Origin of the sequence: Bacillus sp. Bos-x628, assembly GCF_040500475.1 — a bacterium.
GTDB lineage: Bacteria > Bacillota > Bacilli > Bacillales > Bacillaceae > Bacillus > Bacillus maqinnsis.
The window spans coordinates 1,112,101-1,126,588 of record NZ_CP159358.1 but is presented as its reverse complement, the minus strand read 5'-3'; the positions used below and the strand labels follow the sequence as shown (position 1 = coordinate 1,126,588).

Genomic DNA, 14,488 nt, shown 5'->3' with positions numbered 1-14,488 from the left:
GGTGGCTACTGACTTTATCGTAAGAAAAAAATGTGGGATAAAAATGAAAACATTGTGGGAAATTGTTAAAATAAGTAGTGAATCAATGAAGATAGAGGAGATACAGAACGTGGGTATAATAGGAATCGTAGGATATGGAAGTATGGCTGATATGATGGTGCAAAAATGGCTGGAAGCAGGTGTGCTAAGTGCTCGCCAACTAATGATCCATACAAGACGTGAAGCAGAGAGATTAAAACAGCTAACGCAACATCATCAAGATATCAAGAGATGTTCAATAGATCAACTTGCGGCTTCATGTGATTTGATTTTCATTTGTGTTCCTCCACTTGCTGTACTTGACGTGCTTGATCAATTGAATCAGACAAAGGCATCTACACATATTGTGTCAGTGGCAGCGGCGGTGACGTTAGACAAATTGGAAAAACATACCGATCAACCAGTGTCTCGGTATATCCCAACATTGACTTCAGCCGTTGGGACGGGTGTGTCACTTGTCGCCCATAGTGAGAAAGTGGGTAAAAAGGAGCAAGAGCACTTACATCGCCTCCTTTCTGCTTTTAGTATTGTGAGGGAGATTGGAGAGGATCGGATTGATGCGGCGAGTAATTTGACAAGCTCATCTCCTGGCTTTATTGCCGCTATATTTGAAGAAATGGCAAAAGCGGCAGAGAGAAACAGCCGTTTATCACTGGACGAAGCGTATGAATTCTTAACATATGCTCTTTTAGGGACAGGACAAGTGCTTGTTGAAAGAGGGCTTACATTCGCTGAAACAGTGGATAGAGTTGCAACAAAAGGTGGGATTACAGGAGAAGGCGCTGCTGTCATTAAGCAGCAGGCACCTGCCATGTTCGATGACTTATTTACACAAACGTTGAACAAATATGAACACCTAAAGGCGCAAGTTGACAAAACGGATAAACACCACTAAAGACATAGTCAGTGGTGTTTTATTTGTTAAAAACATCCTTTTTCCGTTCTGCTTTTGTCCTGTATTAAATGAGTCTAATTTCCTTATTTTCTGAATTTGTATTGAAAAATCAATCAAGTTCTCATATAATTTTTTAGAAAATTTAGAAAAATATACACAAATTTTTCATTTAATTTAAGGGGGATGGGGATGAAGCTTTATGTATCTGTCGATATGGAGGGAATTACTGGTCTAGCTGATCATACATTTGTTGATAGCCGTCAGCACAATTATGAGCGAGGCAGAAAGATGATGACTGCTGAAGTGAATGCATGTGTGGATGCTCTTTTTCAAAATGGTGCAACCGATATTTTGGTCAATGACAGTCATTCCAAAATGAATAACCTTTTAATTGAAGAGCTTCATGATGAAGCGTTACTTATCTCAGGCGATGTGAAGCCTTATTCAATGGTTCAAGGACTAGATGAAACCTATGATGCGGCTGTTTTTTTAGGCTATCATGCAAGAGCATCTGTGAAAGGTGTCATGTCACACAGTATGATTTTTGGTGTCAGGCATTTTTACATAAATGATCATCCTATTGGTGAGATGGGCTTTAATGCGTATGTGGCTGGATACTATGGTGTTCCAGTGATTCTTGTATGCGGAGACGACCAAGCAGCTCTTGAAGCGGAAAAGCTGATGCCTGGCGTAAAAACAGTCGCAGTCAAAGAAACCATCTCAAGATCAGCAGTGAAATGCTTTACACCAGCGAAAGTGCACAAACACATTGCGCAACAAGTGGAAGCCGCCATGAAACATATTCATCTTATGAAGCCGCTGACGCCTCCTGATCATCCACTGCTCAAGATCGAGTTCGCCAATTATGGACAAGCTGAATGGGCCAGTTTAATGCCTGGTACTGTCATCGAAGAAGGAACAACCACGGTAACGTATCAAGCGAATAATATACTAGAAGCCTATCAAGCGATGCTTGTCATGACGGAGCTTGCCGCACGTACAACATTTTGTTAAGCGAGGGGGAGACGTAGATGACCAGTTTTTTGCTCAGGCGCTTTATTGCAATGATTGCCACGATTTTAACCATTACGACTTTAACGTTTATTTTAATGAAGGTCATCCCAGGATCGCCCTTCAATGAAGAACGAAATACAAACGAAATCGTCCAACAAAACCTCGAAAACTACTATCACTTAGACGAACCACTTTACATTCAATATGTCATCTATTTAAAATCGATCGTTACCTTTGATTTTGGTCCTTCCATTAAAAAACCTTCTGAAAGCGTCAATGATCTATTGGCGAGAGGTTTCCCAGTATCATTAGAACTTGGCCTTATTTCAATTTTGATTGCCGTCATCTCCGGTATCCTGTTAGGGGTTATTGCTGCCCTTCGGCATAATGGATTGATTGATTATATTGCCATGACCTTCGCTGTTTTTGGTATATCTATTCCAAACTTTATTTTTGCTACCTTATTGATTCAGCAACTAGCTGTAAATATACACATTTTCCCTGCCGCAATGTGGACAAGCCCGATGCATATGGTGCTCCCAACGACAGCTCTTGCTGTCGGTCCTATGGCGATCATTGCTCGATTAACAAGATCGAGCATGATTGAGGTGCTGACGCAGGATTATATTCGCACTGCAAAAGCAAAAGGATTATCACCATTTAAAATTGTGTTCAAACATGCCTTACGTAACGCGCTATTACCTGTTATTACCATTCTTGGAACACTTGTAGCAAGTATTTTAACGGGGAGTTTTGTCATTGAAAAAATATTTGCCATTCCTGGGATGGGAAAATACTTTGTCGAAAGTATTAACAACCGTGATTATCCTGTGATCATGGGTACCACCGTTTTCTACAGTCTGATCTTAATTATACTGCTCTTTATTGTAGATGTGGCCTATAGTCTGCTTGATCCAAGAATTCAACTGCATCAGAAAGGAGGAAAGGCATGAGCATAAACCTTCAGCAGGATCAGACCAATCGAGCACATGAAGTGCCTGACGAATGGTTTTCTCCTAGAGTCAAAAAGAAAGGCGGGGCCCATGCCATCAAAAGGCCTTCTCTTTCTTATTGGGCAGACACTTGGAGAAGGCTCAAGCAAAATAAACTTGCCATGTTTAGTCTATCGGTGCTGATCTTTCTTTTTATCATGGCGATAGCAGGTCCCTTAATTGCGCCAGATGGTGTAACGGAGCAACGTCTTTCAATGCAAAACTTACCACCGTCATCTACTCACTGGTTTGGAACAGATGAACTAGGACGAGATGTATTCACACGCACGTGGTATGGGGCGCGAATTTCTTTGTTTGTTGGAGTGATGGCCGCGCTCATTGATTTTGCCATTGGGGTCATTTATGGCGGAATCGCTGGTTATAAAGGAGGTCAATACGATCATGTCATGATGCGTATCGTCGAGGTGCTCTACGGTTTACCTTATTTATTAGTCGTCATTTTATTGATGGTGCTCATGGGACCGGGGCTTCTCACCATTATCGTTGCGCTGACGGTGACAGGATGGATTGGAATGGCGAGGATTGTCAGAGGTCAGGTTCTCCAGTTGAAGAACCAAGAATACGTGCTTGCATCTAAAACCTTTGGCGCAAAAAGCCTTAGAATTATCCGCCGGAACTTACTGCCAAATACGATGGGGCCCATTATTGTTCAAATGACGCTGACTGTACCAACGGCAATATTCGCCGAAGCTTTCTTAAGCTTTCTTGGGTTAGGTATTCAAGCACCGTTTGCAAGCTGGGGGGTTATGGCAAATGATGCACTTCCAACTATCATATCGGAAAACAATTACTGGTGGCGTTTGTTTTTCCCCGCATTTTTTATTTCGTTGACCATGTTTTGTTTCAATAGTTTAGGTGATGGCTTGCAAGATGCACTTGATCCAAAGATGAAGAGGTGAACACGCTTTGAAAAAAATCCTTCAAATCATAGATCTACATGTCAGCTTTCAGACATATGGAGGTTCTGTACAAGCGGTACGCGGGGTGAATATTGATGTGTATGAAAAAGAGACACTGGCCATCGTTGGGGAATCGGGGTGCGGAAAAAGTGTAACATCACAAAGTATCATGCAGCTTTTGCCGAAGTACAGTGCCAGTGTAGATCAGGGAGAAATTTGGTTTCAAAATCAAAATTTGCTTTCCTTATCTGAAAAAGAGATGAGGGCGATACGGGGGGAAGAGATCTCTATGATCTTCCAAGACCCTATGACGGCACTCAATCCGACACTGACCATTGGTGATCAGCTTATGGAGGCGGCAAAAGAACATCAGAAGCTGACGAAAAAAGAAGTCAAACAGGCAGCCATTCGGATGCTAGAATTAGTTGGAATTCCGCAGCCGGTTGAGCGATTGAAGCAATATCCGCATCAGTTCAGCGGGGGGATGAGACAAAGATTAATGATTGCGATGGCGCTCATTTGTAAGCCGCAGGTGCTCATTGCAGATGAACCAACAACAGCACTAGATGTCACCATTCAAGCGCAAATTTTAGAACTATTTAAAGACATTCAAAAAAAAACAGGTGTCACCATCATATTAATCACACATGACTTAGGTGTGGTTGCTCAAGTGGCAGATCGAGTGGCTGTGATGTACGGCGGGAAAATAGTAGAAATAGGAACGAGGCGGGATATTTTTTACAGCCCTCAGCATCCTTATACAAAAGGGTTGCTGCAATCTGTTCCTAGGCTTGATATGAAAGATGAATTGATTCCCATCGAAGGAAGCCCGCCAGACTTATTCGCTCCACCGAAGGGCTGTCCATATACAGAACGTTGCCTTTATGCCATGGAAGTTTGTGATCATATCATGCCGCATGAAACAGAACGTTCACATACACATACGGTTCATTGCTGGCTGCAGGATGAACGAGCGAAACATGTTGTTTTTTCTTCAACACAAAGGGGGAGTTTCAAATGATAAAAAGAGGATGGATTGTGAGTGTATTTTTACTGTCTATGATCATGCTCGTCGGATGTACAGCCAATGAGCAGGCTGGCAAAGGGTCGGCTAGCAATACGAGTGGCGAAAAGGTCTTAACATTAAATAATGAAGATGAACCTACTTCGTTTGATCCGCCAATCGGCTTTAATAATGTATCTTGGCAAGGGCTAAATAACTTAATGGAAGGTTTAACGAGATTAGATGAAAAACATGAGCCATCTCCAGCGATGGCTGAAAAATGGGAGATCTCAGATGATGGGAAAACATACACATTTCATTTAAGAGATGGTATTAAGTGGTCTAATGGTGACCCCGTACTAGCAAGCGACTTTGAATATGCTTGGAAACGTCTGTTAGATCCTAAAACAGGTTCTTCCGCAGCGTTTTTAGCTTATATGATTGATGGAGGCGAAGCATTTAACAGCGGAAAAGGAAAGAAAGAAGACGTGAAAGTCAGCGCTGTCAATGACAAAACGCTGAAAGTAACACTTGCGTTCCCGCAGAAATCTTTCTTGAACATTGTTGCGAACCCTGCCTTTTTCCCTGTCAATCAGAAGCTGGTTGAAAAGGACCCGAACTGGGCAAAGAACGCCAAAACATTTGTTGGAAATGGACCGTTTAAGCTGACGGAATGGAAGCATGATGAGAGCTTCACCATGAAGAAAAGTGAGACGTATTGGGATCAACAAGAAGTCAAACTGGATCAAGTGAAATGGCTGATGATCAGTGACCGAAATACTGATTATCAAATGTTTCAATCAGGAGATTTAGATACTGCTTTTGTACCAGCAGAGCGAAGTGAAGACCTTCTGAAAAGTAAAGATGTACAGATCGAGGATCAGGCAGGATTGTTCTTTTACCGTTTGAATGTTAATATGGAGCCCTTTCAAAACAAAAACATTCGCAAAGCCTTTCAAATGGCGATCAACCCGCAAGATATTGTTGATTATGTGACAAAAAATGGTGAGAAACCGGCACGTGCTTTCGTGTCGCCAGGCATTTTAGACATAGATGGAGAAGATTTTAGAGAAGCTGGCGGAGACCTTGTGACATATGATCCTGATGAAGCGGCTAAGCTGTTGGAAAAAGGGCTAAAGGAAGAAAACTATTCAAAGCTTCCGCCCGTCACATTAACATACAGCACGAAGCCTGAGAATAAGAAAAAAGCAGAAGCCATTCAGCAACAATTAAAAGAGACTCTAGGTGTAGACATCAAACTTGCTAATATGGAAGCGAATGTGTTCGCAGAAGATCAAAAGGCTCTCAAATTCCAATTCTCGCAAAGTTCATTTTTAGCAGACTATGCCGACCCGATCAATTTCCTAGAGAGCTTCCAAACAGGTAATGCCATGAACCGGACAGGATGGACGAACGAAAAGTATGACCAAATGATTAAAAAGGCGAGACGAGAAGCTGATGAGCAAAAAAGAAGTGGCATCTTGCATGACGCAGAGAAATTGCTAATGGAGGAAGCGCCGATCATTCCAATTCATTTTTATAATCAAGTATATCTTCAAAAAGAAGGGGTGAAGGGAATCGTTCGTCATCCAGTGGGGTATATCGAATTAAAATGGGCACAGGTAGATTAAAAGTAAATTGAGATGAACGGACGCTTTCTGAAAAAAGCGTCTGTTCATTTATTCGTTCATGTTATGGAGAAAATGCCCATAGATTGAAAGAAACAAAGCAGAAGGAAGGGATCAGGCATGAACCAGCATCCAGCGGCACTTCAAAGAGGGGATACGGTGGGCATTATTGCACCAGCAAGCCCGCCTGATGAAATGAAATTAGCAAAAGGCATAGCCTTTCTAGAAAGGCTTGGACTGAAGGTCAAGCAAGGAAAACATATTCATCGTCGTTATGGTTATTTAGCAGGTCATGATTATGAACGAGTGGAAGATCTGCATGACATGTTTCAAGACCCAAAAGTGAAAGCCATTCTTTGTGCTTGCGGGGGGTATGGAACTGGGAGAATTGCGGAAGCCATCAATTATGACTTGATTCGTAAGAACCCGAAAATTTTCTGGGGCTATAGTGATATTACTTTTTTACATATTGCGATACATCAACAGACAGGTTTGATTACCTTTCATGGCCCGATGCTCTCATCTGATGTGGGAGATGAGCAGGTACATCCGTATACGAAGGATACCTTTTTACAGCTTTTCACGCCAAAGCCCTTTACGTATGCCAATCATCTATCTCCTCTTAAAACCATCTATCAAGGAACCGCCTCAGGGGAGATCATGGGAGGAAATCTTGCGCTCATTGTGACAACACTTGGCACACCGTTTGAAATAGATATAAAAGGAAAACTTCTGTTAATTGAAGATATTGATGAGGAGCCGTATAAAATTGACCGAATGATGCAGCATCTAAAGTCCGCTGGCAAACTAGATGATGCGGCTGGATTCATTGTTGGGGATTTTCATCAATGTGAACCGCAAAAGAAAGAACAGTCATTGACATTAGAACATTTATGGGAAACCTATCTCCTTCCGCAAAAGAAACCCGCCCTCGGCGGATTTCAGATCGGTCATTCATCTCCAAACTTCGCCATTCCAATTGGCACGCAGGCTGTACTAGATGCGACAGGAAAAGCGTTGCGCATTTCTCCAGGGGTCGTAGCAAAAGAGGCGATCAAATGAAAATCGTTGATGTTCGTACATTCAGAACGACTGTACCGCTTAAAAAACCTTTCAAAACCGCTTTGAGAACGGTTTATGATGCAACATCAATTATTGTGAGCATCACATATGATCAAGGCGAAAGAAGCTATGGAGAGGCAGTGCCAACAACGGTTATTACAGGCGAAACGCTAGGGAGTATTGAATATGCCATCTGTGAGGTGATCAAACCAATTTTAATTGGCGAATCCCTGATGCATTATGAACAGATTTTTTCAAAAATAGAACGCTTGCTCGTTGGAAACACGAGTGCAAAGGCTGCCATTGATATGGCCATTTATGATGGTTTATCAAAGCAGGCAGGGCTCCCGCTTTATCAATACCTTGGTGGATATCGCAGTCAGCTTGAAACGGATTTCACCGTCAGTGTGAATCGTCCGTTAGAAATGGCGGAAGATGCAAAGCAATATGTGTCTGAAGGCTTTCGTACCTTAAAGGTAAAAGTAGGAAAAGATGACATAGACACCGATATTCAGCGCATCAAACGAATTCGGGAAAAAGTCGGACCAGACATTGATATTAGGCTTGACGCAAACCAAGGCTGGACGTGGAAAGAAGCAATTGTTGCCATACGGAAAATGGAGGAGCTGAATATTGAATTAGTAGAGCAGCCTGTGCATAAAGAAGACATTGAAGGCTTGCGCCGGGTAACTGAAGCAACAGAGACATTGATCATGGCGGATGAAAGCATTTTTCGATTTAATGACGCAATCAAGGTACTTGAAGCAAGAAGCTGTGATGTCATCAATTTAAAACTGATGAAATCAGGCGGGATAAAAGAAGCACTTAAAATCAATAGTTTAGCAGAAGTATACGGAGTAAAGTGCATGGTTGGCAGTATGATAGAGACAAAACTTGGCATAACAGCTGCCGCTCATTTTGCCGCCAGCCAGCCGAATATCACCCGTTATGACTTTGATGCCCCTCTTATGCTGACGGAGGATTTGATAGACGGAGGTATCGTGTATCAAGGAAAAAATATTTCCTTCCCGCCACATCATGGGTTAGGCATTAAAGGAGTGAAAGGAATCCAATGATGATCTATGAGTCAATCGTTCCAGTCGCCAATATATGGACAACGCCGCAAGCGCCAAGACAATCGGACAGGTTAATTCTTCAAGAGCGCATTAAGATGAAAGAGTGGATTGACCAGCAAACCTATGAAGAAAAGTTGGCATTATGTAAAGAGAACCTAGTCCAAACGCAAGTGCTGTTAGGAGAACGTGTGATTGGATTAGAGGAAATAGACGGATGGATGAAAGTAGTGATTCCTGGGCAGCCGAGCCGAAAACATGAGCAAGGCTATCCTGGTTATATTCCTGTTCAACAATTGAAACTAGTATCAGAAGAAAAAGAACCACCTCAAACGTTGATTGTCTGTAAGAAAATAGCCGTTTTATATGAAAAAGGAAGAGCTGATATGGACATTAGTTTTTTAACAGAACTAACGCCTATCGAAGAAACAAGAGATTGCTATCATGTTCTCACTCCAGTTGGAATAAGAGAAATCGCAAAAGCGGATGTACGTCCAGTTTCAACAAACCTTCACTCTGTCAGCGGAGAGGATGTCGTAAAAACTGGTAGACAATTTATCGGACTTCCATACTTATGGGGAGGGATGAGCGGATTTGGCTATGATTGTTCCGGCTTTGCCTACAGCATGTACAAAGCGTATGGATATTTATTACCGAGAGACGCAAGCGATCAAGCGAACAAAGGAAAGTCTGTGTCATCAAACCAATTAGAGCCAGGTGATTTAATGTTTTTTGCAAATGAGAATGGAAAGGGAACCGTTCGCCATGTGGGGATTTATGCTGGGAATGGTCTGATGCTTCACTCGCCAAAAACCGGCAAGCAAGTTGAGCTTCTCTCTTTGTCTGGCACCTCGTATGAAAAAGAGTGGGCGGGCGCACGCCGATATTTGTCAAGTTAAAGGAGGAGATGTCCATGACACACGAACCGCTTTTACACGTCAAAAACGTAAAAAAACATTTTCACCTATCAAAAGGAAAAACTTTAAAAGCACTGGATGGCGTCTCTTTTCAGTTAAAACAAGGAGAAACCTTTGGACTAGTTGGAGAGTCTGGTTGCGGTAAATCCACACTTGGGAAAGTGCTCATGAGGCTTTATGACCCGACAGAGGGTGAGGTGATCTATGAAGGGAAAAGCCTTCATCACTTGTCTAAGGGAGAGGAATTTGATTTTAATAGACGAATTCAAATGGTGTTTCAAGATCCCTATTCTTCGTTAAATCCTAGATTGTCTGTGAAAGATATCATTTTGGAACCGATGGAAATTCATGATCTGTATGGCAGTCAAAAGAAAAGGATAGAGCGTGTAAAAGATCTGCTTGAATCGGTGGGTCTAAGTTATGATTTTGCTAGTCGTTATCCGCATGAATTTAGCGGTGGGCAAAGGCAGAGAATTGGCATTGCACGAGCGCTCGCCTTAGCGCCGAAATGTATTGTGGCAGATGAGCCGATCTCAGCACTCGATGTATCTGTTCAAGCACAAGTCGTCAACTTATTGAAACAATTACAAAAAGAAGAAGGGCTGACGTATTTATTTATTGCTCATGATTTGTCTATGGTCAAGTATATTAGCGATAGAATTGGCGTAATGTATTTAGGGCATCTTGTGGAAATGACAAGCAGTGATGCTTTATATGAGACGCCACTGCATCCATATACGCAAGCACTCCTATCTGCCATCCCGATTCCTGATCCAGATATTGAAGATCGGCGGAAGAGGTTCATCTTAAAAGGAGAAATCCCTAGTCCATTGAACCCGCCAAGCGGCTGTGTTTTCCGGACAAGATGTCCAGCCGCTATGGACGTATGTGCGGAAAGAAAACCAACACTGCAAGAAGTGGACGAAGGACATGAAGTGGCTTGCCACCTGTATGCTGGGAAATGATTAGCCGAAAAAACGACCATGAGTCCTTTAGGACGAGCTGACATTTTATCTTAACATAAGCCAGCGAGTTGAATATCATTTCTACTGGCTAGCTTTTATTTTACGCTAATGAACGCCGAATAGGCAGGGTGCAACATCCTAGTAAAAGTTGAAACATTTCTGAAAGAAAATCTCTCATATGAGACGAAAGCAAAAAGTTTAGACAAACCTAAAAGAATAGTGTTTAATATAAAAGACGTTCCGTATCATAGAAATCAGCTAGAAGGAGCTATCACGATGAGCGAAGAAAAATTCAAGTATTGTAAAGAGTCAAAAGTAGTCAAAACAAGCAGAGTATTCCCTCTCGATACAAATAACCATGAAACATTATTTGGCGGTAAATTAATGAGTTATATAGATGATATTGCATCCATCTCTGCTGCAAGACACAGCAGAAGTGAAACGGTCACGGCATCAATGGATTCAGTTGATTTTTTAGAGCCGATTGGTCAAAAGGAGTCCGTGTGCTTAGAGTCTTATGTGACTTGGGTAGGCACGTCTTCCATGGAAGTATTCGTCAAGGTCATTAAAGAAAACCTGATGTCTGGAGAGCGAAGACTGGCAGCGACGTCATTTCTTACATTTGTCTCATTAGATGACAATGGTAAGCCGAAAAGAGTCCCGAAGGTCATACCAGAAACAGAGGAAGAAATCATGTTGCATCAAACGGCGAAGCAGCGTGCAGAAGAAAGAAAAAAACGCCGAGAACATAGTAAAGCATTGGCTGACGCACTTGGTACGGATAAACCATGGGCGTAACAAATCACCCAGCAAGGGGGGTTTTCTATTACACTATCTTGCATTACAAGCTAGTAAGTACAACAAGTCTGCTGAAGGTAATGTAGAAATGGAGAAAGCACATCCTAAAAAATGTGCTTTCTTTTTTTGAAAAATTGTAGCAATGTATTCATGATTTTCTTTACAATAGTAAGAGGTCAAAATTGAAAAGGGGTTCTTTGTTTGGATATATTATGGGGGTATGTGCTCGTTTTTGTATTGGCTGCCTTGCCTTTCTTTGAAGTAGTTGGTGTGGTTCCGCTTGCGATCCTTAGTGGACTGCATCCAGTTACAACGGCGATCATTGGTTTTATCGGTAACTTTCTCACAGTCTTGCTTCTGATTATTTTCGTTGACCGGCTTAAACATTGGCGATTAAAGAGAAAAGGGGAAATGAGCGAGGGCAAAGAGAAGAAAAAGCAGCTTAAAGCCAAAAGAATTTGGGAACGATATGGTCTTCCTGGTTTAGCGCTCGTCGGTCCTTTCATCATTGGCAGCCATTTATCGGCATTCATGTGTATGGGTTTCGGTACGAAAAGAAAACAAGTGGCCATGTGGATGATGGTCAGTTTAATAATGTGGACGGCACTAGCTGCTGGATTAACCGGAGCCAGTTTTCACTACTTTGCACCAGATTCAAATGGATTGTTTGGCGATCTCTTTAAATTCTCTCCTCGCAGTTGATGCAATGAAGCGATCAGCAGTGGAAAATGAATAAGTATTTTTTAGAGCGGAAAGCACTTGGAAAAAGAAAAACTGTAGACAGGTCTGCTCCGGTGTGTGAAAGTTTCCATACAGAACCTGCTTTTTAGCGCGGCTTTCATAATGAACATGTTTTCTAGGGTTCCGTGCGGGGACGTAGTCTGGACCGAGAGAAAACGCATACGGTCTTTAATAGATCGTATGGACACGGAGGGATAAAAGCCCGGGAGATTTGATCAAGTGATCAACTTCTGGGCTTTTTTTATTGTTTGGAATCGACAGGAAAGGAAGAGGAAGAATGAAATGGGGAAATGTATTCATTGCAGCCGTTTTTGAAGTCGGCTGGGTGATGGGTCTGAAATATGCCCACTCATTGATGGAATGGAGTGCCACCATCATTTGTATTGTCGTGAGCTTTTATTTACTGATAAAAGCAACAAGTCAATTGCCGGTTGGCTCGCTTTATGCCGTTTTTACCGGACTTGGAACAGCAGGTACAGTCATTGTAGGAATGATACTTGGAGAGCCGGTTCATAAGGGTAAATTACTGCTAATGGTGATGTTGCTGTGCGGTGTAATAGGGCTTAAACTGACAACAGTTGAAAAGAAAGGGGAGTCTGAATCGTGAATTGGTTGTTCCTCATTGTTGCAGGAATTTTAGAGATGTTATGTGTGACCATGATGAATCAATTTCAAAAGGATCATCATCTTAAATGGATTCTCTTGATTGCAGCCGGATTTTCACTTTCCTTTTTCATGCTGTCTCTTGCGATGAATACCATTCCGATGGGAACAGCATATGCCATTTGGACCGGGATTGGAGCCGCTGGAGGGACCATTGTCGGCATGCTGTTTTACGGAGAATCAAAAGAGGCGAAACGTATTTTTTTCATCGCACTCATTCTGTCCGCAGTAGTAGGATTGAAAATCATCGAATAATCAAAGGCTGGCAATCGTACGCCAGCCTTTTGTTACATGATATGATAATTGGAATCGCTTTCATTATTGCGGTAGAGCAAGCTCATAAGGAGGAAACATACGCCAAACGTGAGCAAAGGAATAAGTCTTTCCCCGCTTATAAAGAGATAAATGCCGGCGATAAGAAATAAGACGCCGAGACAAAAGCTAATCTTACCAAACGAAGTCATGCTTTTCATATGAATCACCCCTTTTAATAAAGGTTTCACTTCATTGTATCATGTCATATGGAATATTGAATGAATATTCAATAAAAAAGAGACTCCCAATTGCTTTTTTTCTTTCCAGTCCAGTATAATATTTCATTAGAATGAATACGTAAAAGAGGTCATTGTAAATGAGAACATTTATTACAGAGAAACTCGAACTACACAGACAAAAGCACCAGCAAAAAGTAAGATTACTTGTCAGTTGTCCGGATCAGCCTGGGATCGTATCCGCTATTTCTTCGTTTCTTTTTGAGCATGGAGCAAATATCATTGAATCGAGTCAATACACGACAGATCATGAAAGCGGTCGTTTCTTTTTAAGAATTGAATTTGATTTGAAGGAGATTTCCGCCAATATTGAACAGCTTAAAATCGGTTTTGAGCCAATTGCTGAAACATTCCAGATGTCGTGGAGTATGACGCGAGCGAGCGAACTAAAAAAGCTGGCGGTTTTTGTTTCAAAAGAACTTCACTGTTTACATGAGCTTTTATGGGAATGGCAAAGCGGGAATCTAATGGCTGAAATTGCAGTTGTCATCAGCAATCATGAAACGGCAAAGGACACTGTCAAATCTCTCGGGATTCCTTTCCATTACGTGAAGGCAAGTAAAGACATCCGACAAGAAGCGGAAGAACAACAACTCGCTCTATTAGAAGAATATGAAATTGATGTCGTTGTACTTGCTCGGTACATGCAAATTTTAACGCCTGCTTTTATTGAAAAGCATCCGAACAAAATTATTAATATCCATCATTCCTTCCTCCCAGCCTTTATTGGTGCTAATCCATACAAACGTGCGTATGAACGAGGTGTGAAATTAATTGGCGCAACCTCTCACTATGTCACGAACGATCTAGACGAAGGACCAATCATTGAACAAGATATTGAGCGTGTTGACCACCGGGACGATGCAGAGGCATTAAAGAATATTGGTCGTACCATCGAGCGTAGTGTACTTGCACGCGCAGTGAAATGGCATTTGGAAGATCGAATTATTGTTCATGAGAATAAAACCATCGTGTTTAATTGATCGCTTGACATTTCTAGAGCAATTGGTCATAATATAAAAAAATTAACGAGCGTTGAAGAGGAATAGTAAGCAGGGACTGCTGTGTAAAGAGAGCAAATGATGTGCTGAAACATTTGCCACAGACAGCTGCTGAACCTACCTTTGAGCCTTAGAAGGAAAATCTAAGCGCATGCCTGGCGTTACAGGAGTTGAGCGGAATAAGTGATGACATGCTTATTCAATGAAGGTGGTACCACGGAAAATC

15 protein-coding genes, 1 riboswitch and 1 other annotated feature (1 of these 17 cut by a window edge) are annotated in these 14,488 nt (G+C 41.9%); all 15 genes read left to right on the top strand.

Annotated features, from left to right (window positions below; all coding sequences use genetic code 11):
• Positions 1-109: 109 nt before the first annotated feature.
• The 15 genes from proG to purU all read left to right on the top strand — a co-directional run bounded on the left by proG (position 110) and on the right by purU (position 14,244).
• Entirely contained in the window at positions 110-934 is an 825-nt protein-coding gene (gene proG / locus ABVJ71_RS05875) for a pyrroline-5-carboxylate reductase ProG (RefSeq protein WP_353856047.1), read from the top strand.
• Between the two features lie 189 nt (positions 935-1,123).
• Positions 1,124-1,948 (top strand): M55 family metallopeptidase, encoded by an 825-nt coding sequence (locus ABVJ71_RS05870; protein ID WP_353856046.1) that lies wholly within the window; start codon positions 1,124-1,126, stop codon positions 1,946-1,948.
• Positions 1,949-1,965: 17 nt separating this feature from the next.
• Complete coding sequence (locus tag ABVJ71_RS05865) at positions 1,966-2,901, top strand: ABC transporter permease (protein WP_353856045.1); 936 nt, start codon at positions 1,966-1,968, stop codon at positions 2,899-2,901.
• A complete protein-coding gene (locus tag ABVJ71_RS05860) occupies positions 2,898-3,860 on the top strand; it encodes an ABC transporter permease (RefSeq protein WP_353856044.1) in 963 nt (320 codons plus the stop codon). Before ABVJ71_RS05865 ends, ABVJ71_RS05860 begins: the two co-directional genes overlap by 4 nt.
• Before the next feature lie 7 nt (positions 3,861-3,867).
• The gene (locus ABVJ71_RS05855) at positions 3,868-4,881 is read left to right on the top strand and encodes an ABC transporter ATP-binding protein (RefSeq protein WP_353856043.1); all 1,014 of its coding nucleotides are present in this window, start codon (positions 3,868-3,870) and stop codon (positions 4,879-4,881) included.
• The gene (locus tag ABVJ71_RS05850) at positions 4,878-6,494 is read left to right on the top strand and encodes a peptide ABC transporter substrate-binding protein (RefSeq protein WP_353856042.1); all 1,617 of its coding nucleotides are present in this window, start codon (positions 4,878-4,880) and stop codon (positions 6,492-6,494) included. The genes ABVJ71_RS05855 and ABVJ71_RS05850 overlap by 4 nt, the downstream gene beginning before the upstream one ends.
• 117 nt (positions 6,495-6,611) lie before the next feature.
• A complete protein-coding gene (locus ABVJ71_RS05845) occupies positions 6,612-7,553 on the top strand; it encodes an LD-carboxypeptidase (RefSeq protein WP_353856041.1) in 942 nt (313 codons plus the stop codon).
• Complete coding sequence (locus ABVJ71_RS05840) at positions 7,550-8,629, top strand: dipeptide epimerase (RefSeq protein WP_353856040.1); 1,080 nt, start codon at positions 7,550-7,552, stop codon at positions 8,627-8,629. Before ABVJ71_RS05845 ends, ABVJ71_RS05840 begins: the two co-directional genes overlap by 4 nt.
• The gene (locus ABVJ71_RS05835; protein ID WP_353856579.1) at positions 8,629-9,525 is read left to right on the top strand and encodes a C40 family peptidase; all 897 of its coding nucleotides are present in this window, start codon (positions 8,629-8,631) and stop codon (positions 9,523-9,525) included. Before ABVJ71_RS05840 ends, ABVJ71_RS05835 begins: the two co-directional genes overlap by 1 nt.
• Before the next feature lie 14 nt (positions 9,526-9,539).
• Positions 9,540-10,508: an oligopeptide/dipeptide ABC transporter ATP-binding protein gene (locus ABVJ71_RS05830; protein ID WP_353856039.1), complete on the top strand. Its 969-nt coding sequence runs from the start codon at positions 9,540-9,542 to the stop codon at positions 10,506-10,508.
• 276 nt (positions 10,509-10,784) lie between these two features.
• Positions 10,785-11,306, top strand: a complete 522-nt coding sequence (locus ABVJ71_RS05825) for an acyl-CoA thioesterase (protein WP_353856038.1) — start codon at positions 10,785-10,787, stop codon at positions 11,304-11,306.
• A 201-nt stretch (positions 11,307-11,507) separates the two neighbouring features.
• Positions 11,508-12,008 (top strand): small multi-drug export protein, encoded by a 501-nt coding sequence (locus tag ABVJ71_RS05820; RefSeq protein ID WP_353856037.1) that lies wholly within the window; start codon positions 11,508-11,510, stop codon positions 12,006-12,008.
• A 143-nt stretch (positions 12,009-12,151) separates the two neighbouring features.
• Positions 12,152-12,258, top strand: a riboswitch (guanidine-I (ykkC/yxkD leader).
• Positions 12,259-12,324: 66 nt separating this feature from the next.
• Positions 12,325-12,654, top strand: coding sequence for a multidrug efflux SMR transporter (locus ABVJ71_RS05815; protein WP_353856036.1), 330 nt, complete (start codon positions 12,325-12,327; stop codon positions 12,652-12,654).
• The gene (locus ABVJ71_RS05810) at positions 12,651-12,965 is read left to right on the top strand and encodes a multidrug efflux SMR transporter (protein WP_353856035.1); all 315 of its coding nucleotides are present in this window, start codon (positions 12,651-12,653) and stop codon (positions 12,963-12,965) included. The genes ABVJ71_RS05815 and ABVJ71_RS05810 overlap by 4 nt, the downstream gene beginning before the upstream one ends.
• Before the next feature lie 376 nt (positions 12,966-13,341).
• Positions 13,342-14,244 carry a formyltetrahydrofolate deformylase gene (gene purU / locus ABVJ71_RS05805; protein ID WP_353856034.1) on the top strand — a complete coding sequence of 301 codons (903 nt, stop codon included), beginning with the start codon at positions 13,342-13,344 and terminating at the stop codon, positions 14,242-14,244.
• 43 nt (positions 14,245-14,287) lie between these two features.
• Positions 14,288-14,488 (top strand) — a binding site (T-box leader); it runs 16 nt beyond the window's last position.

What these genes read in the sequence shown, in the direction of transcription:
- purU (WP_353856034.1), top strand. Translation starts at nt 13,342, where the DNA reads ATGAGAACATTTATTACAGAGAAACTCGAACTACACAGACAAAAGCAC.
- ABVJ71_RS05845 (WP_353856041.1), top strand. Translation starts at nt 6,612, where the DNA reads ATGAACCAGCATCCAGCGGCACTTCAAAGAGGGGATACGGTGGGCATT.
- ABVJ71_RS05840 (WP_353856040.1), top strand. Translation starts at nt 7,550, where the DNA reads ATGAAAATCGTTGATGTTCGTACATTCAGAACGACTGTACCGCTTAAA.
- ABVJ71_RS05815 (WP_353856036.1), top strand. Translation starts at nt 12,325, where the DNA reads ATGAAATGGGGAAATGTATTCATTGCAGCCGTTTTTGAAGTCGGCTGG.
- ABVJ71_RS05860 (WP_353856044.1), top strand. Translation starts at nt 2,898, where the DNA reads ATGAGCATAAACCTTCAGCAGGATCAGACCAATCGAGCACATGAAGTG.
- ABVJ71_RS05850 (WP_353856042.1), top strand. Translation starts at nt 4,878, where the DNA reads ATGATAAAAAGAGGATGGATTGTGAGTGTATTTTTACTGTCTATGATC.
- ABVJ71_RS05835 (WP_353856579.1), top strand. Translation starts at nt 8,629, where the DNA reads ATGATCTATGAGTCAATCGTTCCAGTCGCCAATATATGGACAACGCCG.
- ABVJ71_RS05865 (WP_353856045.1), top strand. Translation starts at nt 1,966, where the DNA reads ATGACCAGTTTTTTGCTCAGGCGCTTTATTGCAATGATTGCCACGATT.
- ABVJ71_RS05825 (WP_353856038.1), top strand. Translation starts at nt 10,785, where the DNA reads ATGAGCGAAGAAAAATTCAAGTATTGTAAAGAGTCAAAAGTAGTCAAA.
- ABVJ71_RS05870 (WP_353856046.1), top strand. Translation starts at nt 1,124, where the DNA reads ATGAAGCTTTATGTATCTGTCGATATGGAGGGAATTACTGGTCTAGCT.
- ABVJ71_RS05830 (WP_353856039.1), top strand. Translation starts at nt 9,540, where the DNA reads ATGACACACGAACCGCTTTTACACGTCAAAAACGTAAAAAAACATTTT.